This window comes from Acinetobacter sp. CAU_H_78, from assembly GCF_058599365.1.
This window is the reverse complement of the sequence record NZ_CM178652.1, coordinates 2,456,715-2,479,592: the sequence shown is the minus strand read 5'-3', so window position 1 is coordinate 2,479,592 and position 22,878 is coordinate 2,456,715. Positions and strand designations below refer to the sequence as shown.

The window sequence follows — 22,878 nt, the reverse complement described above, 5'->3', positions numbered from 1 at the left end:
CACTATATGCGAACCCGTGCCAAAATCTGTGGAATCACCCGAGTTGAAGATGTCCAAGCTGTTGCTGATGCCGGCTGTGATGCCATTGGATTTGTGTTCTATCCACCGAGTCCACGTAGCGTGACTCAGGCACAGGCTGAAGTGCTGGTCAAAGCAGTACCAGCTTATATTCAAGTGGTTGGCTTATTTGTTAATAGTACGGCAGATAAAATCCAGGATATTTTAAAAACTGTTCCGCTGGATATTCTGCAGTTTCATGGTGATGAAAGCCCGGAACAATGTCAGGTTATCGCAAAGCAGGTTGGGCGTCGCTGGTATAAAGCGATTCAGGTCAAACCTGATCTGGACGTAGTTGCTGAAATTCAACGTTATCAGACAGCAGGGGCCAGCGCAGTACTGTTAGACGCTTGGCATCCTGATTTAAAAGGTGGCACCGGACACAGCTTTGACTGGAGCACCTTTCCTCAATTAGATATTCCCTTGATCCTGGCTGGGGGCTTAAACCCGGACAATATCGAGCAGGCAATTCACACCACACAGGCTTATGCTGTTGATGTTAGTGGTGGTGTCGAATCCGCAAAAGGTATAAAAGACCAACAACTCATAGAACGCTTTATGCAAGGAGTCCATCGTGGATCAGCAAAGTACTAATCACAACAAGCCCGTGATTGACTATACCCAATTCCCGGATGAGCGTGGACATTTCGGTATCCATGGCGGGCGTTTTGTGTCAGAAACTCTGATGGCGGCTTTACAAGATCTGGAAAAGCTTTATTTCCGCATGAAAGATGATGAACAGTTTCTGGCAGAATTCGACCGTGATCTAGCCTACTATGTAGGTCGTCCTAGTCCTTTATATCATGCTGAACGATGGTCAAAAGAGTTGGGTGGAGCACAAATTTACTTGAAGCGTGAAGATCTGAACCATACTGGCTCGCATAAAGTAAATAACACGATTGGTCAGGCTTTACTGGCTAAACTTTCAGGCAAAAAACGTATTATTGCAGAAACAGGTGCAGGCCAGCATGGTGTTGCAACGGCAACCATCGCAGCACGTTTAGGCCTTGAATGTGTGGTGTTCATGGGTGCCGAAGACGTGAAACGTCAGGCGATGAACGTTTACCGTATGCGTCTGCTGGGTGCAACAGTTGTTCCTGTAGAAAGTGGCTCTAAAACATTAAAAGATGCCATGAACGAAGCGATGCGTGACTGGGTTACTAACGTTGACTCAACTTATTATGTGATTGGTACGGTGGCTGGTCCACACCCATATCCACAATTGGTTCGTGACTTCCAGTCTATTATTGGCCGTGAAGCACGCCGTCAGATTCAGGAACAGGCAGGTCGTCTTCCAGATGCATTGGTTGCTTGTGTCGGTGGTGGTTCGAATGCAATGGGCTTGTTCTATCCTTTCCTGAACGATCAGGATGTGAAAATGTACGGTGTTGAAGCGGCAGGTTTAGGGATCGAAACTGGCAAGCACTCTGCACCACTGAATGCGGGTCACGTCGGTGTACTGCATGGTAACCGTACGTATCTGATGTCTGATAAAGAAGGACAGATCATTGAAACGCATTCAATTTCTGCCGGTCTGGATTATCCGGGTGTAGGTCCGGAACACAGCTTCCTGAAAGATATGGAACGCGTGAACTACGTGCCAATCAATGACCAGGAAGCGTTACAAGGTTTCCGTGACCTGACCAAGATCGAAGGGATCATTCCTGCGCTTGAAAGTTCACATGCCATGGCTTATGTCACTAAACTTGCACCAACTATGGACAAGGATCAAATCATTATTGCCACCGTTTCTGGTCGTGGTGATAAAGATTTGATGACCGTTGCCCGTATTGATGGCGTGGAAATGGTTGAGATGTAAAATCTCCCCCAGCCCCTCTTTTCAAAGAGAGGAGAAAAACCCTCCTTTCTAAAAGGGGGTAGGGTGGAATAAGAAAAATCGTGTTGAAGCCATTTAGCACGATTTTTTTATTTTTATAGGTAGGAAAATTTTTAAAGATTAAGAGGAAGAAGCAATCTGGCTAAAAATGGGATAAAAACTATTCAAGTTCTGGATAAAACAGCAAAAAATCAGTTCTTCATCTATAAAATTAAAAGGGTTGTTTTAAGCAGAATTGGCCGGAAGAGCTGACGAACGGTTTTAAAAAATTCTTTATCAAATCTCAATAATCGGCATAATAGCTTCAAGCAAAAATAGTTTTTGATTGAGATGGAATGTCTTAATGGATTTAATTCAGGAAAATGGACAACCACGTTACGGACGTTTCAAGGAAATTCCAAAAAGTATTGATTACAATGCGTACCAGTACAAAAATCCCTATGGTGATGTACTCAAGGGATGGCGTAAGCAACTAAAATATAAAAAATTTAAATTCTGTAGTATTCAACACGAGCATTATACGATTGGCCTTGCGATTGCGGATATTGCTTGGGCCGGGCACAGTTTTTTCTATATCTATAATCATAGCACCAATGAAGTACAGGAATGGAATGCGATCAATTTCTTCTCGCGCAATACGGTGCTAGATGAACAGCCATTGTTTAATCATAGTTATTTTCACAAATCTCCCTTTCAGATTGATATCCAGCATGCCAATGGGGTGCGTTATATCCATGTGACCAAATATGGTGAAATCAAGCTTAGTGCCCGAATTTTTTGTGCAGGTACAGATCCGCTGAGTATGTGCAGTCCGACCGGAATCAATGGCTGGACCTATACCCAGAAATTGACCACTTTGGGTTGTGAAGGTTATTTCGTAAATAAGCAGGGTGAAACCATCCAGTTTAATGAGCGCACCTTCGCCTCTTTGGATGATACCTGCGGCTTTTTGCGTCCTGAAACTGCCTGGTTCTGGCTATCTTGTAATTTCTGGGATACCAATCGTAACCGTATCGGGATCAATCTCGCTTCCGGCGTCAATGAAAGCTTTGGCAATGAAAACTGTTTGTGGGTAAATGGCAAAATTTATCCTGTGGCGGATGTATTGTTTCAGCAGGAATCTGACGAACGCTGGAACATCCAGTCATTAGATGGCTGTTTGAACCTGAATGTACACACAGGCTGGCGCCGTTATGAAAATCTGAATCTGCGTCTGGTCGGCAGTCAGTTTAGCCAGTGGCAAGCGAAAGTATCTGGTACTATCCGGCAAGATGGCCAAGATATTGTACTGGTCAATGAATATGGACTTTTAGAACAGCACTATGCTAAATGGTAACCTATTTTATTAACTTTTAAATTCCTAAAAAAGCCTTCGATTCTGAAGGCTTTTTGATTTCTATATTCAATCTTCTGCAGCTTGCCAGAGTGCTTCTCCAGCCTGAATGGGATCACCGGTTTCAGCCAGCGTCTTTATCCAGATATCATATTGCGCAATCACCGGATGCTGGCTTGGATGAAAGTCTTTTTTAAACCAGTCACGATACTGTTTACTCATACGGGTCAGCGTGCCTTTTTTGCCAAAGAACCATGGCAGGCCACGGATATTCATCTGTAGACGTTGGCGAGGTGTAAATCCGTCATGCTTTAACATCACATTGGCACGATAAATGGTAAAGCCGATCATCAATGCACTGGTCCACGCCAGGGTAAATTTACGCAGATTTTCTGGTACATCCCCGACCTGTTGCATGACATCAAAGGCCACATCACGATGTTCCATTTCCTCAATCGCATGCCAGGCGAATAGGGCGCGTACATAAGGATGCGCTTCTCTCAAGGTGTCTTTATAAGAATAGAAAGTTTCTGCCATGAGGGCCGTCATATGCTCAGCCGCAGCGGTCATGGCAATGTTATATTGAGGTGAACGTCTTTCCAGTTCAAATTTAAACATCTTGTTTAAGCGCTGAATAAACTGATCGACCGGCATGCCTTGTTCCCGCATCAGGTTATTCATCTTGTCATGGGCAATGCCATGCTGGGCTTCTTGACGGATAAAATCCGCTACCCGTTTCTGTAAATCTGGATCTTTGATCTGGTCGCGGAACAGACGCACACTCTGAATGAAATAACGTTCACCATCCGGAAAAGTCAGGCTGAGCGCATCAAACATACGGGTCAGGAATGGATCGCCACCAAACCAGTAACGCGGAATTTCACTCAGCTTAAAATCAAGATTACTGCGTACCACAGGCTGTACGGAAGATTTTAAAGGTGCGTTCATCTGCTTTCATTCTTTTTCTGAAGATGCTGACAGTATGTTCAGAATTGCACAAATTGTTTTGACAGATATGGCCAATTTTTATACATTTTACGCCAGAGAAAAATAAAATATACATTCGCAGCGGAGACAGGGACGCGCTCATGCAGGACATCAAAATCTCCAATGGCTATATCCAGCTATGGGCCACCTATTTACGTAGCTTAAATATAGAACCTTTAACCGCAAAGTTTCTTACAGATCTACGACCTCAGCTCAGTGGACTGATTGATCAGCCTTTTGATGCGCAAGTTCCGCTGGATTTTCTCAATAGCATCCTGTTAAGAACCCAAAAACAGCTAGCATGTCCACAGTTAATTTTTGAAATTGTGCAGTGCATTCGGCCAGAACATTTTGGTGTACTGGGCTATATGGTATCCAAAAGCAGCAGTATTCCTGAGATCATCGGCTATATCATGCGTTTTCAACGACTGGTCATTGATGGGAGTGAGTTTGTCCCATTGCAACTGAGACAGCATGCACAGAGTATTGAGTTATATTGGGTCTATCAGGATGAGCGTTATAACCTGCTGAATGAGCTGACCATCGCGGCCATGGTGCAATTGGGGCGTTTTATTTTGCAGGATCATCCTTTGCTCTTGCGTCGGGTGCGTTTTGCCCATGCTCCTGAAATTGCCCGAATTCATTATCAGAAATTCTATGCTGCGGAAGTGCAGTTTTCACAGCAGGATTATGGCTTCGAACTGGATATACAGGGACTGAACCTGAAATCGGAACGGGCCGATCCAATGCTATTACAGTTATTGATTCGTCAGGCTGAAGAAGCGATTGCAGCCAAACCGCCTGTGGAAAGTATTTTGAGCCAAGCCCAAAAAGTGGTTGCGGAGCATCTAAGAAGCAGACAGCAGGCCATTAAAATTGAACAGCTGGCCGAGCAACTGTTTGTATCGACCCGCACTTTGCAACGTCAATTAAATGAACAGGGTATTTCTTTTAAAAAACTGTTGGAACAGGAAAGGATCAAGCGCTGTGAAAGTTTATTGCATCAGCCCCTAAGCCTGACCGAGATCGCTCAGCAACTGGATTATTCTGACCAGTCGGCTTTGGCCCGAGCCTATAAGGCGGCAACAGGCCGGACTTTATTGCAATATAGAAAACAATTAAAACAGGATCAGGCATAAAAAAATGGCCATCATTGGCCGCTTTATCTCATGACTTAATTTAAGCTGTTTTTAATTTAGGGTACCGGAAAGTAATTGCGATCACTGCAAATATTGCCAGAATCCAGCAATAATACACGCCCCCGATTAGCTCGACTGGAGAAAGCTTGGCAATTGAACAGGCAAGTAATAATTGCGCGCCATAAGGAATCAGGCCCTGTACCACACAGGAGAAAATATCCATCAGGGCGGCGGCACGTTTTGGATCAACCCCGTATTCTTTCGCCACTTCACGGGCCATGTCCCCGGCCAGAATAATCGCGACAGTATTATTTGCCACAAACAGGTTGGAAAATACGACCAAGAAACTGATCCCGATTTCACCGGCACGTTGACGGCCCACTTTAAATAAGCGAGTCAGCACGTAGATGCGTTCGATCAGCCAGCGTAGGCCACCTTCACGTTGCATGATCGCAGACAGGCCACCCAAGAACATGGATAACAACGCCACTTCAAACATGCCGACAAAGCCGTCATAAATGGAAGTGTTCAGCTTGAGGATATTGAAGTCTAGCGTTGCAAATAGCCCAAATAAACCCGATAACACGACACCGATGGTTAAAACCGCCAGAACATGCAGACGGCTAAAAGCCAGTAAAAAGACCGCAATATAAGGCAGGACCAGGATCCAGTCAAAGTCCTTATATTCCACTGGACTGGAACTGCCAGCATTGAAGATATAGATCAAAATCGTAACGATAGAAGCCGGTACTGCAATCCAGACATTGACGCTGAATTTGTCACGTAACTGAACTTTCTGGCTGCTGGTTGCGGCAATGGTGGTGTCGGAAATCATTGACAGGTTATCACCGAACATCGCTCCACCGACCACGGCGCCAATTGCATAAACCACCGGAATCTCGGTCACTTGTGCAAAGCCAAAGGCAATCGGTGCACAGGCGGCAATGGTTCCCATCGAGGTACCCATCGCCGTCGCAATAAATGCCGAGATCACAAAAAGCATTGGTAAGACAAAACTCGGAGGAATAACGGACAGGCCCATTTGTACAGTAGCATCAACACTACCAATCGCACTGCTGACACTAGCAAAAGCACCGGCTAGCATAAACACCATGAACATCAGAATCAGGTTGGGATGGCTGGCACCTTTCAGAAATTCTTCAATACCCTGGTTGAGTTTGCCGCGATACACTAATGCAGCCAAGATAATCGCGGGCAGGGCGGCAACAGGTGCTTTAATCTGATAAAACGCAAATTCAGTTCCGATCAAAGAATGATAGATCCCGCTACCTAAAAAGATGGTTAAAAATACAATAAGCGGCAGCAGTGCAATGGCGCGTGCCTGCACTGTACCTTCAGAGTCAGTCTGCATAGGAGATAAAAAAATAAGAGAATGGGGCTAGTATAAAACAGGTTTTGCAATTTCAGAAAACTTTAAATGAATGCGCTAACACCTGCATTTTTATTAATTTTTCCATGATAAAAATAAGTTTATCTAAATATTCAACATTTTAGGGAATGCCAAAATTAGGCATCTTTGATCATTGAGAAAAAAATCAAAATAATCGTAAATAGATCCCTTCGGGTTGTTCTGAAATCCTCGCACAGGAAATGAAATGCCAGAGGTCGATGCTGCACACTGTTCAATGTACAAAAAATAGCGTTACAATGCGATGTCTTGTATTTCTACATAGTCAATGTCTCAAGTTTGAAACACCTTAAGGAAAGCTCAGCCCTATGTCACGTTTAGCCACACGATTTGGACAACTTAAATCTCAACAGCGTAAAGCTTTAGTTTCTTATGTTATGGCTGGTGACCCGCATCCAGAGGTAACCGTACCTTTGCTGCACCAGATGGTGGACGCTGGCGTCGACGTGATTGAACTGGGTCTTCCTTTCTCAGATCCAATGGCAGATGGTCCGGTGATTGCTCTGGCTGCTGAACGCGCGCTGGCCGGTGGCACTAATACCCTAGATGCACTGCACATGGTGAAAGAATTTCGCTTGAAAGACCGCGAAACACCAGTGGTACTCATGGGTTATCTCAATCCGGTTGAAGTCATTGGCTATGAAAAGTTTGTGGCTTATGCCTATGAATGCGGTGTCGACGGCGTGCTTCTGGTCGATCTTCCTCCTGAAGAAGCTCAAGATCTGGGTCAAGTGCTGGAAAAATATGAAATGGATCAGATTTTTCTGTTGGCTCCGACCTCAACTGATGAGCGTATTCAGCATGTAGTGAAACAGGCCAGTGGCTTTATTTACTATGTGTCGTTGAAAGGTGTGACGGGTGCTGCAACATTAGATGTATCTGAAGCAGCTGCACGTATTCAGAAAATTAAGGCAGAGACAGATGTTCCTGTAGGCGTTGGTTTTGGTATCAGTGATGCTGCATCTGCGAAAGCGATGGGTGTTGCTGCCGATGCAGTTATTGTGGGAAGTGCGTTTGTAAAACAGTTTGCAACCCTCGCGCCAGAACAAGCCGTTGAAGCAACGGTGAATAAAGTCAAGGAGCTTCGAGCAGCGCTCGATGAGTTATAGTATGAGTCAACAAGTGAAATCAGGCAAAATTCTGAGCCCATCGACCCCATGGACGGAGCGTATTGTTCCGGGCATTCATGTACCTGATGAGCAAACCACCCTAAAAGCGACATTCACAGAGCCAACGATTGAGTGCCCTGAATGTCATGCTTTGGTGACACGTACTGCAATGTCATTTAATGCTTATGTTTGTCCACAATGCGATGAACATCTGAAAATGAAAGCACGTGACCGTCTGAACTGGTTCTTTGATCAGGTACAGACTGAAATGGGTCAGGAATTTACTGCTAAAGATCCACTGAAATTTGTCGACAGCAAGGCTTATCCAGAGCGTATGTCGGAAGCACAAAAGAAAACAGGTGAAACTGAAGCACTGATCGTAATGCAAGGTCTGCTGAAAGGCGTGCCAATGATTGCAACCGCATTTGAATTCGACTTCATGGGCGGCTCTATGGGTACCGTAGTGGGTGACCGTTTTGTGCAGGCAGCAGAGCGTGCGATTGAAACACATCAGCCTTTGATCTGTTTTGCAGCTTCTGGTGGCGCGCGTATGCAGGAAGGCATGCTGTCTTTGATGCAAATGGCACGTACTTCAGCAGCGATTCAGCGTTTGAAAGAAGCAGGTCTGCCTTATGTGGTGGTATTGACCCACCCAGTCTACGGCGGTGTCACTGCATCTTTAGCCATGCTGGGTGATGTGCATCTGGCTGAACCAAAAGCGATGATCGGCTTCGCGGGTAAACGTGTCATCGAACAAACTGTACGTGAAAAACTGGACGAACCGTTCCAGCGCGCTGAATATTTGCTTGATCATGGTGTAATCGATCAGATTGTTCACCGTCATGCATTACGTGATACAGTTTATCGTATTATCACGAAATTGATGAACCTGCCTTGAACACAGCACCATTAGCAACTGATTCACTTGATACATGGCTCGATTATTGGAGCCATGTTCACGTTACGGGGATTGATTTAGGTCTGGAACGTGTCATTCCTGTGGCTGAAAAGCTGGGCGTGATCAATCCGGAGGCTAAAGTCCTGACGGTTGCCGGAACCAATGGTAAAGGTTCAACGACCACGACTCTGGCTGCCATTCTCAATGCTCAGGGTTTTAAGGTCGGACTGTATCAGTCTCCTCATGTATATCGTTTTAATGAACGGGTGAAATTACGTGGGGTTGAAGTCGAAGACCAGTTGCTGATTGATGCTTTTGTTGAAGTCGATCGGGCACGTCGCGAATGCGATTTAAGCCTGTCATTCTTTGAAGCGACCACACTTGCTGCATTTGTGATTTTTAAACATGAACTGTGTAATGTGTGGGTGCTGGAAGTCGGATTGGGCGGTCGTCTGGATGTGGTCAACGTGGTCAATCCGGATGTTGCAGTCATCACCAATATTGGGCTAGATCATACCGACTGGCTCGGTGATACCATTGAAAAAATTGCTTTTGAAAAAGCTGGTATTATCCGTCCGAATATTCCCGTGATTTTTGGCGGTCAGCAAGATATTCCGCAAGCCATTCTGGATAAAGCTGCTGAATGCAATGCGCCGTTGTATGCTATCAACCGTGATTATTTCTATGAAGCCTTTGAAGATGGCAAAACCTGGGCTTTTGCATCGTCGGGTACGACTTTAAAATTGCCGACAGGTTCACTGGCGCTGGATAATATTTCGACAGCGGTTGCAGCGATCTTGCTGAGTGGTCTGGAAGTCAACCAGACAGCGATTGCGGAAGGAGTTCAGGCAGCTAAATTGCCGGGTCGTTTTGAAGTCCGAGAAATTCAGAATAAGACCGTAATTTTTGATGCCGGACATAACCCGCATGGGGTAGAGTTCCTGTTAAAACAATTACGCAATTATTTAAATTACAACAAGAAATACAAAGAAGTCATTTGTGTATTTTCCATGCTGGCAGATAAAGATATAAATTCTGTCGTCAAGTTGTTGAAAGACACTGTTCATTTGTGGAAAATTGCACCATTATCTGTGCCACGTGCGGCAGAGGTCACACTTTTGACTGATGCATTGCAAGGTGAATTGATAGAACAATTTGACAATGTAAAATTAGCTTTTAAATCAGCGCTGGATGAAACAGAGAATAATCAGCTGATTTTGGTATGTGGATCATTTCATACCTTAGAAGCGGTATGGGAGTATTTGGAAGAATGTCAATGAATAACAAACAACGCTGGATGGGTGGCGTTGTTTTACTAGGTGGTGGTGTTTTATTGGCAGCATTACTCCTGAAAGGCCAAAATGAAATTCATCAGGATCGTCAGCAAAACCCGGCATTGGCTGCAGAAGTAGAATCAAAAGATACAGTCAATAATTCATTAGGTTCTTTAACAGTTGATGTGGAAACAGAAAAACGTCTGCTGGAACAGCAGCGTCGTGACCGCGAAAAAGCAGTGGCTGAACAGGAAGCCCGTGCAGCTGAATTTTTAGCCATGCAACAGCAGGCTGAGGCAGATGCGGCACGTCGTGCGGCTGAAGAATATGCCGCTTTGAATGCCCATCGTATGGGACAGCAAAGTTCAGACAATATTCCGCCTGAGCTGGCAGAAGATGAACAGACGAAGCAAAAACGTCTGGCTGAAGACAAGGCTGCTGCACAAAAAAAGTTAGAACAGCAGAAGCTTGAGCAGCAAAAAGCCCAAACTTCAGCTGATACTGCCAAGAAACAGGCAGAGCAGAAGGCTGCAGAAGAAAAACGTAAGCTAGAAGAGAAACGTAAAGCTGAAGAAGCGCATAAGGCAGCTGAAGCAAAACGTAAGGCCGAGGAAGAGCATAAAGCGGCTGAAAAGAAAAAAGAAGCTGAGCATAAAGCTGCTGAAGAAAAACGTAAGGCAGAAGAAAAGCGCAAAGCTGAAGAGAAGCATAAAGCAGAAGAGGCCAAGAAAAAGGCTGAAGCTGAAAAAGCCCGTAAACTTCTTGAAGGTGAAAGTGATAAACAGTGGATGGTGCAGGTGGCATTGGCTGCCAATGAAGCCAATGCTGATGCCATTGCGGCCAAACTGCGGGCCAAAGGCTACAAGGTCACCAAGAGCCAGACATCTAAAGGTGTGCGTATCATGGTTGGTCCATCCAAAGACCGTGAAACAGCAGATGCACTGCGTAAGAAAATCGCGTCTGATGCCAGCCTGAATATGAAATCAGCTTGGGTGAATGATTGGGTGCCGCTAGATAAGCGTTAATTTTCTTACTTAACCGAAGTTTCTGTAGATGGATTCGTGAGTTGCTCGCGAATCCATTTTACATTTTCAGGGGTAAATAATTTTTCAATATTGCGCCAAATGGAATGAAAGCCATAACCACCATGCTTCATTTCCTGTACTGCATCTTCAATGCGCCAGTTCTGAAAAATAATCCGGTACATGGCCACACTGGCACCGGTACGGTCTGAACCGTGATAACAGTGTAAAAGTATTTTTTCATTATTTTGTCGTGCCTGCTGGATTAACTGCATCACATTCAGTAAATCCTCGCGATTCATAGCCCAGGTATGAATGGGAACATGTTTAAGCTTGAGGTCTTCATTTGACAAAATATCCGTATCTTTATCGCGTGAACGCAGGTTGATCACCACATTAATGGCATATTGTTTTAATAAGGGCGTCAGTTCATCGCTTGGCTGTTCACTTCGGTAAAGTTCATTGCTAATCTGATAAAAATTATGTTCTTCATGCAGTTCCTGTCCCCAATGCATTGGGCGTTCCTGTTCAGGCAGCGCTGGAGTACAGCCAGATAAAACAAGCGTAGAAACCAGAAGAAGTACATAATTATTTTTCATTGCAACCTAACTCACCTTTTTAATCATTCTCTTCAACAGCATATCGGCTTTTTCAAAAAAAAGCCTGTCCGAAGACAGGCTTGATGGGAAAAGTTCGAAAACCCGGCTCGTCGGTGGGTATCAAACAAAACATGAAAATGATGGTTGATGGCTATCATTTTCATGGTGGAGAGTTGATTGCAGTTTTTTAATATTCAAAAAGGATAGAACAGCAGTTAGCTTATCCTCTTGTACTCACGGCATAGCCATGGGTCTTCTTGCGGAATATATTCCTCAGGGCGGAGCAGTGTTTCGCTTATCCAATACTACGCGCTTTGTTTGTCTTGCGAAAAACTAAAAGCAGCGCTTTCGGTGTTATCAGTCAAAGTATAGCTTCTCGTCTTGCGCAAGGGCAGTACTATGGAAACTGCGCGCTATGCTTGCCTTGCTCAAAATTAAAAAGGAGTCCTTTTAATTCCTTACCAGCCATAGCATAGCTATGGCTCTTGCGCTCGGGCGAAGCAGTGCTTCGCTTATCCTCGCTCAGGCTGTGGCGTAAGACGTAAATAAGGAGTTACTGCTTTATAACCTTTAGGGAAGCGTTGTTTGATTTCTTCCTCATCTTTTAATGAAGGCACAATCACTACATCATCGCCATGTTGCCAGTTAGCCGGGGTTGCGACTTTATGGTTGTCAGTTAATTGTAGAGAGTCGACTACACGTAGTACTTCATGGAAGTTACGCCCCGTTGATGCAGGATAGGTAATAATCAGACGCACTTTCTTGTTTGGATCAATGATCACCAGAGAACGTACAGTCAGGGTTTCACTCGCATTCGGGTGAATGAAGCCATACAGCTCAGATACTTTACGGTCCTGATCGGCAATGATTGGGAAATTCACACTGGTATTTTGCGTTTCGTTAATGTCTTTGATCCAGCCATGATGCGATTCAACATCATCCACAGAAAGGGCAATTGCTTTCACGTCACGCTTTTCAAACTCATCTTTCAGCTTTGCGGTAAATCCCAGTTCAGTGGTACATACAGGGGTATAATCTGCTGGATGTGAAAATAAAATGCCCCAGCTATCGCCTAGAAAGTCATAAAAGTTAATTAAGCCTTCGCTAGATTGCTGTTCAAAATTCGGTGCGGTATCGCCTAAACGTAAACTCATTTTCTTGCCTCAATTGATCTTGTAATGTGTCGATGAGAATAAATATGAACCAATTTTTTTATGATTAAAAATAGTGTTTTTAGAATTTCTTATGAATAAACCGAATAAAGAAGTAGGATATTGATTCAGAATCAGACAAATCAGTCGTCTAATTAACTATATTGCATGGGTAAAATTTGCTACATTACTTTGCCTTAGGTCTCAGGGCTAGGACGAAGGATGAGTTTTTTCATTGGTTTTCTGGCAAAACCCTTGTAGTTCAAATTTCTAGCACCATAATAACGACTAAGAACATATTTATTTGACAAGCAAGATTTAGAGAGTCTATTCATGTTGGCAAGTCTGATCGGAGGAATCTTCGGTACCAAAAATGAGCGCGAACTCAAACGCATGCGTAAAATCGTAGACAAGATTAATGCGCTCGAGCCGACGATATCAGCCCTAAGCGATGCAGACTTATCTGCAAAAACTGAAGAATTCAAACAACGATATAATAAGGGTGAAAGCCTAGATAAGTTACTTCCTGAAGCATTCGCAGTCTGTCGTGAAGCTGCAAAACGTGTTATGGGAATGCGTCACTATGACGTACAGTTGATTGGTGGTATTACCCTGCATGAAGGCAAGATTGCCGAGATGCGTACCGGTGAAGGTAAAACCTTGATGGGGACGCTGGCCTGTTATCTTAATGCATTGAGCGGGCAGGGTGTCCATGTCATCACGGTGAACGACTATCTGGCACAACGTGATGCCGAGTTAAACCGTCCATTGTTCGAATTCTTGGGTTTAAGCATTGGGATTATCTATTCCATGCAGAATCCGATAGAAAAATCTGAAGCCTATAAAGCAGACATCACTTACGGTACCAATAACGAATTCGGTTTCGACTATCTTCGTGACAACATGGTGTTCTCGCTGGCTGAGAAAAAACAGCGTGGTCTGACCTATGCCATTATCGATGAGGTCGATTCGATCCTGATCGATGAAGCACGTACACCACTGATTATCTCTGGTCAAAGTGAAGATTCTTCCCAGCTTTATGCAGCGATCAACAGCATTCCGCCGAAGTTAAAAGCACAGAAAGAAGAAAAAGTACCGGATGGCGGTCATTTCTGGATTGATGAAAAACAGCGTTCTGTTGAAATTACTGAAACCGGTTTTGAAACCATTGAAAGTGAATTGATTGCAATGGGCTTGCTGGCTGAAGGTGAAAGCCTGTATTCAGCTTCTAATTTGAATTTGCTGCATCATGTGACTGCTGCGATTCGTGCGCACTATCTGTATCAACGTAACGTGCATTACATCATCCATGAAGGTGAAGTGATCATCGTCGATGAGAACACCGGTCGTACCATGCCAGGTCGTCGCTGGTCTGAAGGTCTGCACCAGGCAGTTGAAGCAAAAGAAGGTCTGGAAATCCAGCCGGAAAACCAGACCCTTGCAACTACTACATTCCAGAACTATTTCCGTCTGTATAAAAAATTATCCGGTATGACCGGTACTGCAGATACTGAAGCTGCGGAAATGAAAGAAATTTACGGTCTGGATGTGGTAATCATTCCAACCCACCGTCCAATGATCCGTAATGACCAGAACGATTTGATCTACCTGAATCGTGAAGGCAAATACAACGCGATTATTCAGGAAATCCAGCGTGTTCATGAAGCTGGTGTTGCGCCAATCCTAATTGGTACGGCCACTATTGAAGCGTCGGAAATTCTTTCTGACAAGCTTAAAGAAGCTGGTATTGAACATGAAGTCCTGAATGCCAAACAGCATGAGCGTGAAGCAGATATTATTGCCCAAGCGGGTGCACCGCGTGCTGTAACGATTGCAACTAACATGGCCGGTCGTGGTACCGATATTTTGCTGGGTGGTAACTGGAAAGCGCTACTGGCCAAAATTGAAAACCCAACCCCTGAAGATGAAGCACGCCTGAAAGCAGAATGGGAAGCGAATCATGAAGCAGTTCTTGCTTCTGGTGGTTTGCATATTATCGGTTCTGAGCGTCATGAATCTCGCCGTATCGATAACCAGTTGCGTGGTCGTGCGGGCCGTCAGGGTGACCCGGGTGTATCGCGTTTCTACCTGTCTCTTGAAGATGACTTGATGCGTATCTTTGCGGGTGACCGTGTGGTTGCCATGATGCGTGCAATGGGCTTAAAAGAAGATGAAGCGATTGAACACAAAATGGTGTCACGCTCAATCGAAAATGCACAACGCAAAGTAGAAGCACGTAACTTCGACATTCGTAAGAACCTGTTGAAATACGATGACGTGAATAACGAACAGCGTAAAATTATCTATAGTCAGCGTGATGAGATTCTGGCTGAAAGCTCATTGCAGGATTATATCGAAGAGATGATCCGTGAAGTGATGCAGGGCATGATCGCCAACTATATTCCGCCTGAATCGATTCATGACCAGTGGGATATTGAAGGTCTGGAACTTGCACTACGTGAAGACTTGTCGATTGATCTACCAGTCGCACAATGGTTAGAGCAGGATCGTCGTTTAGATGAAGAAGCACTGGTTGAACGAATTACTGAAGAAGTGGTAAATCGTTACCGTTCACGTCGTGAGCAAATGGGTGCTGAATCTGCAGCATCACTCGAACGTCATTTCATGTTGAACTCTCTGGATCGTCACTGGAAAGAGCATCTGGCTGCGATGGATTACCTGCGTCAGGGTATTCATTTACGCGGTTATGCACAGAAAAATCCAGAGCAGGAATACAAAAAAGAAGCCTACAACCTGTTTGTAAACATGCTGGGCGTGATTAAATCTGACGTCATTACTGATCTGTCACGTATCCATGTGCCAACACCTGAAGAGCTGGCTGAAATGGAAGCACAGCAGCAGGCACAGGCTGAAGCGATGCGTTTGCAGTTATCTCATCAGGAATTTGATGGATTACTGGCTGAAGAAGATGAAATCACTACTGAACAAAATGCGCAGGCCAATCCGGTTGCACCAGTCTTTGAAGCACCGGCAAGCCGTAATGCACCTTGTCCATGTGGTTCAGGTCTGAAATACAAACAGTGTCATGGCAAGATCTAATTTCTGCTAAGTTTCTAAACTATAAAAAGATCAGGGCCAAATAGCCCTGATCTTTTTATGTATATAGGCTTTTCAGCTGGTGAATACTGTTTGCACTGTGCCGGATTAAATGGTATTTAATGGCAGATTGAACACCGCAAAGTGGAAGAAACAATGACAAAAGTATTAAAAACGATGATGGTTGCTGCTTTGGCAATCCCGGCTTTAAGTTTTGCAGAAACAGCAACAACGACACCTGCTAAAGTTCAGCAGGCCATTGGTCCAACTACGGCTCAGGTTCAGACGGGTACAGATGGTCAGGTGACCATTGCAAGTCCGCGTACCGGCATTCGCTATACCTTTAATAATTCAAACCGTCCAATCGTTTTGCAGACTGCAGCGATTGCAGCAGCTAATGCAGCCAATGCAGACCGTATTGTTGCTTCTAACCCTGCGCTTTCTGCGGCAAGTCAGCAACAGGCGAAACAGGCTTTATTGAGTGAATCAACCCAGCTGGCTAAAAACTAAGTTTGATCCAGTTTAATAAAACCAGTCACTATGACTGGTTTTTTATTGTGAAAAACCATAAGAAAAGTGAGTGTTCATCTGGCTTTGGCTCGATTTTTTAATGAAGATCAACTAAGCTGTATTTTTCTGAAACTTCAATATTGGACATTTAAAAATGGCAGTTGGTGACGTATCTATGCCACAGATGCATGTGGTAAAAGGGGTGAGAATTGGTTCGGCAGAAGCATATGTACGCTATCAGAACCGACGTGACCTGGTGATATTTGAACTGGCTGAAGGCTCCAATGTTGCAGGTGTATTTACCCAGAATGCTTTTTGTGCTGCCCCTGTGCATGTTTCTAAAGCACATCTGGCGGTAGGTAATCCACGTTATTTAGTGATTAATACCGGAAATGCCAATGCGGGTACAGGTGCTACAGGTATGGCAAATGCTGAAGCCACTTGTGCCAAACTGGCTGAACTTGCAGGCGTGAAAGCTGAAGAAGTATTGCCATTTTCAACAGGGGTGATTGGCGAACAATTACCAATGGAACGTCTTCTGAATGGTTTGCAGCCTGCATTAGAGTCATTGCGTGATGATGCCTGGATCGATGCGGCAACCGGCATCATGACCACAGACACTACACCAAAAGGTGCATCTGAACAGTTTGAGCTGGATGGTATCACCTATACCATGACCGGGATTTCCAAAGGCGCCGGCATGATTCGTCCAAATATGGCCACTATGCTGGGCTATGTGGCGACTGATGTGCCAATCAGCCGTGAACTGGTTCAACAGCTTTTATCCGAGACAGTGAATCAGTCATTCAACCGTATTACCATTGATGGGGATACCTCAACCAATGACTCTTGCATTTTTATTGCTACAGGTCAGGCCGGTGGAGCAGAAATTTCATCAGTTGAAGATCCTCGTTATGCAGCTGTGCTTGAAGTATTGATGCGTACCATGAAGCGTCTTGCACAACTTATTGTGCGTGATGGTGAAGGTGCAACTAAATTTATTACTGTGGCCGTAGAAGGCGGCGCCAATACTCAGGAATGCTGTGACGTGGCCTATAGCATTGCGCATTCTCCATTGGTGAAAACTGCGATCTTTGCTTCTGATCCAAACTGGGGGCGTATTCTGGCGGCAATCGGTTATGCAGGTGTGGCGAATTTAGACGTTGCAAAAATTCAGGTTTGGTTAGATGATGTACAAATCTGCAAGGATGGTGGTGCAGCAGCAGATTATACCGAAGAGGCAGGTGCACGTGTGATGGCACAAGCTGAAATGACGATTCGTGTTGATCTTGGACGGGGTGAAGCAAAAGATACAGTCTATACCTGTGACCTGTCCTATGATTATGTGAAGATCAATGCTGATTATCGTTCATAATTCAGATTGTTTCCAAAGCCTCCGTTGTGGGGCTTTTTTTATATCTTATGATTTTTAATGACTGGTCAAAAAGCATTTTGCTGGAGATGACCGGGATGTAGGGTGAAAGGTTCGTTGAATAATGAGCCATGAGGGTAGAGTAAGAGTTGTTATGAATGATGCGACCAAATTAATAGCCAATGAAGCCAAATCGATTGTACAGGCGCATTTAGATCGTTTAGGAGAACCCAAAGAGCATCAGATCAGTGCACAGGCCAAACAGGAAAAATTCGCACAGATTCAAGCTGAACTGGAAAAGCAGAATGCAGTGCTAGTTGCGCATTATTATTGTGATCCTGAAGTACAGGAACTGGCGGAACTGACTGGTGGCTGTGTCTCCGATTCATTGGAAATGGCACGTTTTGGGCGTGACCATCCTGCGTCGACCTTGGTGGTGGCCGGGGTTAAGTTCATGGGTGAAACCTCAAAAATACTTTCACCAGAAAAAACCGTCCTTATGCCAACTCTTGAAGCAACCTGTTCACTGGATTTGGGCTGTCCGGTAGAGGAATTTACCAAATTCTGTGATGCGCATCCTGATCATACTGTAGTCGTTTATGCCAATACTTCGGCTGCGGTTAAAGCCCGCGCTGACTGGGTCGTGACTTCAAGTTGTGCAGTTGAGATTATTGAACACCTCGATAGTTTGGGCGAGAAAATTATCTGGGCACCGGATCAGCATCTGGGGCGTTATATTCAGAATAAAACTGGTGCTGACATGCTGCTTTGGGATGGTGCTTGTATTGTTCATGAAGAATTCCGTTCGCGCGGAATTGCCAATATGAAAGCCTTATATCCTGATGCGGCAGTGCTGGTTCATCCAGAATCACCGATGTCTGTGGTAGAAATTGCTGATGTAGTTGGAAGTACTTCTCAGTTAATCAAAGCAGCTCAAACCTTGCCACATCAGCGTTTGATCGTGGCAACGGATCGCGGTATTTTCTATAAAATGCAGCAGGCTGTACCAGATAAGATTCTGATTGAAGCTCCAACCGCTGGAGAAGGAGCAACCTGTCGTTCATGTGCACACTGTCCTTGGATGGCCATGAATGAACTTGAGGGAATTTTGCATGTTCTGCAACATCGTGATCAGGAGATTCATGTTGAGCCTGCCTTAGCTCAGCGAGCTAAATTACCTTTAGATCGTATGCTGGATTTTAGTGCTAGTTTGAAACGCTAAGATTTTGTATAAAAAATGTCTGAAATGCTTGATAAATAAACGCTTGAAGTGTTTTTTTGATTTTTTTTAAATATAGGTGTTGACGTCTTATGGCGTCACGCCTAGAATGCACACCGTACCAAGCGATAAGCTTGATACGAAAGCTGAGATGAATCGGAGCATAGCACAGCCTGGTAGTGCACCTGGTTTGGGACCAGGGGGTCGTAGGTTCGAATCCTACTGCTCCGACCAATTCTTCAAGGCGGATGGTGAAAATCATCAGTAAAGCGCTTGTAGCTCAGTTGGATAGAGCATCCGCCTTCTAAGCGGATGGTCACAGGTTCGAATCCTGTCAGGCGCGCCATTTTTGGTGGCTTGATATTTAAGAACCAAGGCAATGGTGGATGTAGCTCAGTTGGTAGAGCCCCGGATTGTGATTCCGGTTGTCGTGGGTTCGAATCCCATCATTCACCCCAACTCTATTGAGTTGAACATCGGAGCATAGCACAGCCTGGTAGTGCACCTGGTTTGGGACCAGGGGGTCGTAGGTTCGAATCCTACTGCTCCGACCATCTTCTTCATGGTGGTTAAGATAAATGATGCCGCGTCAAGCGGTTTTTTTATGTCTAAATAATGAAGACACCGTGATGGTGGATGTAGCTCAGTTGGTAGAGCCCCGGATTGTGATTCCGGTTGTCGTGGGTTCGAATCCCATCATTCACCCCAACTCTTTGAGTTGAACATCGGAGCATAGCACAGCCTGGTAGTGCACCTGGTTTGGGACCAGGGGGTCGTAGGTTCGAATCCTACTGCTCCGACCATCTATAAAAATGATTAATTATATAGATACCGCATTAGGCGGTTTTTTTATGCCTGAAATTTAAGTACGAACTAAATTTCTTAAGCAAAATAAAAAATAGATTAGAAACTGATTGTTGATTAAGTTCATTCTTCATTCTTCATTCTTCATTCTTCATTCTTCATTCTTCATTCTTCATTCTTCATTCTTCATTCTTCATTCTTCATTCTTCATTCTTCATTCTTCATTCCAGAATTATGTTTTTAATAAGTCGAGCTAAATGTACCTAGGTCTTTTTATGGGTGAGTCGCATTTATTGGGAGGTCCATAGGGATTGTGAAAATAAGAAAAATATTTATTCGAGTGAGTTGGAAGAATATTTTAAGCAAGAGTAGTTATAGGAATAAAAAACTAAATTGCACTTTATTAAGCTGAAACGAAATAGCCCCTGTTTTTTAAATTAAAAAATGGAAATAGTAAAAAGATATCTAAAAATAGGGTTTTTAGATTAAAGAATATGCATATGGGGCCATTTTGTAGAAATAATAATCAACTGAAGTATTTTCTTAAAAATAGGGGTTGCGCTTGCTTGGGATTGGTCTATAATGCACATCCATCGGCGGTGATGAAGATTAAAACTTCTGATAAAACAGTAACTTAGCATGAAATGGTTGAGTTAGGTTTTAGAAAGGAAGTTTAAAAATAATTTTCATTACTGGTTGACTTTCTAGAGATAGAGAGTAATATAGCCGACCTAGCTTGCTACTGACGAAGTAGTAAGAAGATCATTAAGAGATTATGAAGAACAACTTGTGTGGATTTTTACTGGTTGATTAATCGAAATTATTTTCATTGATTGAATGGTAGAAATTACTCGAAGTTTATTTGAGAAATATTTGTCAGAAAATTGATGAGCCAAGTTTAAGAACTTTACTTATAAAGTTCGAAATGATTTTAACTGAAGAGTTTGATCATGGCTCAGATTGAACGCTGGCGGCAGGCTTAACACATGCAAGTCGAGCGGGGATAGGGTGCTTGCACCTGATTCCTAGCGGCGGACGGGTGAGTAATGCTTAGGAATCTGCCTATTAGTGGGGGACAACGTTCCGAAAGGGACGCTAATACCGCATACGTCCTACGGGAGAAAGCAGGGGATCTTCGGACCTTGCGCTAATAGATGAGCCTAAGTCGGATTAGCTAGTTGGTGGGGTAAAGGCCTACCAAGGCGACGATCTGTAGCGGGTCTGAGAGGATGATCCGCCACACTGGGACTGAGACACGGCCCAGACTCCTACGGGAGGCAGCAGTGGGGAATATTGGACAATGGGGGCAACCCTGATCCAGCCATGCCGCGTGTGTGAAGAAGGCCTTTTGGTTGTAAAGCACTTTAAGCGAGGAGGAGGCTTACCTGGTTAATACCTGGGATAAGTGGACGTTACTCGCAGAATAAGCACCGGCTAACTCTGTGCCAGCAGCCGCGGTAATACAGAGGGTGCAAGCGTTAATCGGATTTACTGGGCGTAAAGCGCGCGTAGGTGGCTAATTAAGTCAAATGTGAAATCCCCGAGCTTAACTTGGGAATTGCATTCGATACTGGTTAGCTAGAGTATGGGAGAGGATGGTAGAATTCCAGGTGTAGCGGTGAAATGCGTAGAGATCTGGAGGAATACCGATGGCGAAGGCAGCCATCTGGCCTAATACTGACACTGAGGTGCGAAAGCATGGGGAGCAAACAGGATTAGATACCCTGGTAGTCCATGCCGTAAACGATGTCTACTAGCCGTTGGGGCCCTTGAGGCTTTAGTGGCGCAGCTAACGCGATAAGTAGACCGCCTGGGGAGTACGGTCGCAAGACTAAAACTCAAATGAATTGACGGGGGCCCGCACAAGCGGTGGAGCATGTGGTTTAATTCGATGCAACGCGAAGAACCTTACCTGGCCTTGACATACAGAGAACTTTCCAGAGATGGATTGGTGCCTTCGGGAACTCTGATACAGGTGCTGCATGGCTGTCGTCAGCTCGTGTCGTGAGATGTTGGGTTAAGTCCCGCAACGAGCGCAACCCTTTTCCTTATTTGCCAGCACTTCGGGTGGGAACTTTAAGGATACTGCCAGTGACAAACTGGAGGAAGGCGGGGACGACGTCAAGTCATCATGGCCCTTACGGCCAGGGCTACACACGTGCTACAATGGTCGGTACAAAGGGTTGCTACTGCGCGAGCAGATGCTAATCTCAAAAAGCCGATCGTAGTCCGGATCGCAGTCTGCAACTCGACTGCGTGAAGTCGGAATCGCTAGTAATCGCGGATCAGAATGCCGCGGTGAATACGTTCCCGGGCCTTGTACACACCGCCCGTCACACCATGGGAGTTTGTTGCACCAGAAGTAGGTAGTCTAACCTTAGGGAGGACGCTTACCACGGTGTGGCCGATGACTGGGGTGAAGTCGTAACAAGGTAGCCGTAGGGGAACCTGCGGCTGGATCACCTCCTTAACGAAAGATTGACGATTGGTAAGAATCCACAACAAGTTGTTCTTCATGACGATGTATCTGAGGGTCTGTAGCTCAGTTGGTTAGAGCACACGCTTGATAAGCGTGGGGTCACAAGTTCAAGTCTTGTCAGACCCACCATCTGCCAGAAAACAGAAAATCAGAACATTGACTTATTGATAAGCTGGGGACTTAGCTTAGTTGGTAGAGCGCCTGCTTTGCACGCAGGAGGTCAGGAGTTCGACTCTCCTAGTCTCCACCACGTATTCGTTCGAATACGTAATAAGCAAACGGTTTGATAGCTTATAGAGCTTAGTAAGAAAGCGGCGTATAATGCGCGGCATTGTTATTAACCTCTGTGATTTATCACAGTAATGCAGTCCGACGAGGATGCATTAAATCATTAACAGAATATATTTGAGTTGAAATAATTTGTTCATACTCATGAAAGAGCGGAAACAAGAGATCGCAAGATTGATTGTTGAAGTGATTGAATGAGAACTAGCGAAATTAACTGAATCAAGCGTTTTGGTATATGAATCTAATTGAAGCTGTACGGTAGTTAAATCTACGAGACGCCAACTGTATGAGAGTGATGAGTAATCATCACAATC

16 protein-coding genes, 8 tRNA genes and 1 rRNA gene are annotated in these 22,878 nt (G+C 44.6%); 21 read left to right on the top strand and 4 right to left on the bottom strand.

Going from position 1 to position 22,878, the window contains the following annotated elements; translation table 11 throughout:
• The first annotated feature begins 6 nt into the window (after window positions 1-6).
• The 3 genes from AC4MCD_RS11805 to AC4MCD_RS11795 all read left to right on the top strand — a co-directional run bounded on the left by AC4MCD_RS11805 (window position 7) and on the right by AC4MCD_RS11795 (window position 3,230).
• Entirely contained in the window at window positions 7-651 is a 645-nt protein-coding gene (locus AC4MCD_RS11805) for a phosphoribosylanthranilate isomerase (RefSeq protein WP_491876162.1), read from the top strand.
• Complete coding sequence (trpB, locus tag AC4MCD_RS11800) at window positions 632-1,876, top strand: tryptophan synthase subunit beta (protein ID WP_004782182.1); 1,245 nt, start codon at window positions 632-634, stop codon at window positions 1,874-1,876. The genes AC4MCD_RS11805 and trpB overlap by 20 nt, the downstream gene beginning before the upstream one ends.
• Window positions 1,877-2,237: 361 nt before the next feature.
• Window positions 2,238-3,230: a DUF2804 domain-containing protein gene (locus tag AC4MCD_RS11795; RefSeq protein WP_419365851.1), complete on the top strand. Its 993-nt coding sequence runs from the start codon at window positions 2,238-2,240 to the stop codon at window positions 3,228-3,230.
• 66 nt (window positions 3,231-3,296) lie between these two features.
• On the opposite strand, the gene AC4MCD_RS11790 is transcribed toward AC4MCD_RS11795, so the two are convergent.
• Window positions 3,297-4,175 carry a metal-dependent hydrolase gene (locus AC4MCD_RS11790; RefSeq protein ID WP_180168061.1) on the bottom strand — a complete coding sequence of 293 codons (879 nt, stop codon included), beginning with the start codon at window positions 4,173-4,175 and terminating at the stop codon, window positions 3,297-3,299.
• A 140-nt stretch (window positions 4,176-4,315) separates the two neighbouring features.
• On the opposite strand from AC4MCD_RS11790, the gene AC4MCD_RS11785 reads away from it, so the two are divergent.
• Complete coding sequence (locus AC4MCD_RS11785) at window positions 4,316-5,353, top strand: helix-turn-helix domain-containing protein (protein ID WP_491876161.1); 1,038 nt, start codon at window positions 4,316-4,318, stop codon at window positions 5,351-5,353.
• 40 nt (window positions 5,354-5,393) lie between these two features.
• Here the strand turns inward: AC4MCD_RS11785 and AC4MCD_RS11780 are convergent, their stop codons facing one another.
• Entirely contained in the window at window positions 5,394-6,725 is a 1,332-nt protein-coding gene (locus AC4MCD_RS11780) for a Na+/H+ antiporter NhaC family protein (RefSeq protein ID WP_491876160.1), read from the bottom strand.
• Between the two features lie 365 nt (window positions 6,726-7,090).
• Here AC4MCD_RS11780 and trpA point away from each other — a divergent pair, with 365 nt between their 5' ends.
• From trpA to AC4MCD_RS11760, 4 genes are read left to right on the top strand one after another with little or no spacing between them, the layout of a single operon-like run.
• A complete protein-coding gene (gene trpA / locus AC4MCD_RS11775; RefSeq protein WP_312156835.1) occupies window positions 7,091-7,891 on the top strand; it encodes a tryptophan synthase subunit alpha in 801 nt (266 codons plus the stop codon).
• Window position 7,892: 1 nt separating this feature from the next.
• The gene (accD, locus tag AC4MCD_RS11770) at window positions 7,893-8,789 is read left to right on the top strand and encodes an acetyl-CoA carboxylase, carboxyltransferase subunit beta (protein ID WP_034169942.1); all 897 of its coding nucleotides are present in this window, start codon (window positions 7,893-7,895) and stop codon (window positions 8,787-8,789) included.
• A complete protein-coding gene (folC, locus tag AC4MCD_RS11765) occupies window positions 8,786-10,069 on the top strand; it encodes a bifunctional tetrahydrofolate synthase/dihydrofolate synthase (protein ID WP_491876159.1) in 1,284 nt (427 codons plus the stop codon). The genes accD and folC overlap by 4 nt, the downstream gene beginning before the upstream one ends.
• Window positions 10,060-11,088, top strand: coding sequence for an SPOR domain-containing protein (locus tag AC4MCD_RS11760; protein WP_411580945.1), 1,029 nt, complete (start codon window positions 10,060-10,062; stop codon window positions 11,086-11,088). The genes folC and AC4MCD_RS11760 overlap by 10 nt, the downstream gene beginning before the upstream one ends.
• Before the next feature lie 5 nt (window positions 11,089-11,093).
• Here the strand turns inward: AC4MCD_RS11760 and AC4MCD_RS11755 are convergent, their stop codons facing one another.
• Both AC4MCD_RS11755 and AC4MCD_RS11750 read right to left on the bottom strand, forming a co-directional pair.
• The gene (locus AC4MCD_RS11755; protein ID WP_491876158.1) at window positions 11,094-11,684 is read right to left on the bottom strand and encodes a dual specificity protein phosphatase family protein; all 591 of its coding nucleotides are present in this window, start codon (window positions 11,682-11,684) and stop codon (window positions 11,094-11,096) included.
• 512 nt (window positions 11,685-12,196) lie between these two features.
• Window positions 12,197-12,838, bottom strand: a complete 642-nt coding sequence (locus AC4MCD_RS11750; protein WP_419374843.1) for a peroxiredoxin — start codon at window positions 12,836-12,838, stop codon at window positions 12,197-12,199.
• A gap of 330 nt (window positions 12,839-13,168) precedes the next feature.
• Between AC4MCD_RS11750 and secA the strand changes: the two genes are divergently transcribed.
• The 13 genes from secA to AC4MCD_RS11685 all read left to right on the top strand — a co-directional run bounded on the left by secA (window position 13,169) and on the right by AC4MCD_RS11685 (window position 22,526).
• On the top strand, window positions 13,169-15,895 hold the full coding sequence (gene secA, locus AC4MCD_RS11745) for a preprotein translocase subunit SecA (RefSeq protein ID WP_180031926.1): 2,727 nt from the start codon (window positions 13,169-13,171) through the stop codon (window positions 15,893-15,895).
• 153 nt (window positions 15,896-16,048) lie between these two features.
• A complete protein-coding gene (locus tag AC4MCD_RS11740; protein ID WP_180048150.1) occupies window positions 16,049-16,402 on the top strand; it encodes a hypothetical protein in 354 nt (117 codons plus the stop codon).
• 154 nt (window positions 16,403-16,556) lie between these two features.
• Window positions 16,557-17,777 (top strand): bifunctional glutamate N-acetyltransferase/amino-acid acetyltransferase ArgJ, encoded by a 1,221-nt coding sequence (argJ, locus tag AC4MCD_RS11735; protein WP_419374845.1) that lies wholly within the window; start codon window positions 16,557-16,559, stop codon window positions 17,775-17,777.
• Between the two features lie 151 nt (window positions 17,778-17,928).
• Window positions 17,929-18,996: a quinolinate synthase NadA gene (nadA, locus tag AC4MCD_RS11730; RefSeq protein WP_491876157.1), complete on the top strand. Its 1,068-nt coding sequence runs from the start codon at window positions 17,929-17,931 to the stop codon at window positions 18,994-18,996.
• A gap of 154 nt (window positions 18,997-19,150) precedes the next feature.
• A tRNA-Pro gene (locus tag AC4MCD_RS11725) sits at window positions 19,151-19,227 on the top strand.
• A 35-nt stretch (window positions 19,228-19,262) separates the two neighbouring features.
• Window positions 19,263-19,339 (top strand) — tRNA-Arg (locus AC4MCD_RS11720).
• Between the two features lie 36 nt (window positions 19,340-19,375).
• Window positions 19,376-19,451, top strand: a tRNA-His gene (locus tag AC4MCD_RS11715).
• 19 nt (window positions 19,452-19,470) lie between these two features.
• Window positions 19,471-19,547 (top strand) — tRNA-Pro (locus AC4MCD_RS11710).
• Window positions 19,548-19,625: 78 nt separating this feature from the next.
• Window positions 19,626-19,701: transfer RNA gene (locus tag AC4MCD_RS11705), tRNA-His, on the top strand.
• An 18-nt stretch (window positions 19,702-19,719) separates the two neighbouring features.
• A tRNA-Pro gene (locus AC4MCD_RS11700) sits at window positions 19,720-19,796 on the top strand.
• Window positions 19,797-20,729: 933 nt separating this feature from the next.
• Window positions 20,730-22,267: ribosomal RNA gene (locus AC4MCD_RS11695) — 16S ribosomal RNA — on the top strand.
• Window positions 22,268-22,328: 61 nt separating this feature from the next.
• Window positions 22,329-22,405: transfer RNA gene (locus AC4MCD_RS11690), tRNA-Ile, on the top strand.
• A 45-nt stretch (window positions 22,406-22,450) separates the two neighbouring features.
• Window positions 22,451-22,526 (top strand) — tRNA-Ala (locus AC4MCD_RS11685).
• Window positions 22,527-22,878: the final 352 nt, after the last annotated feature.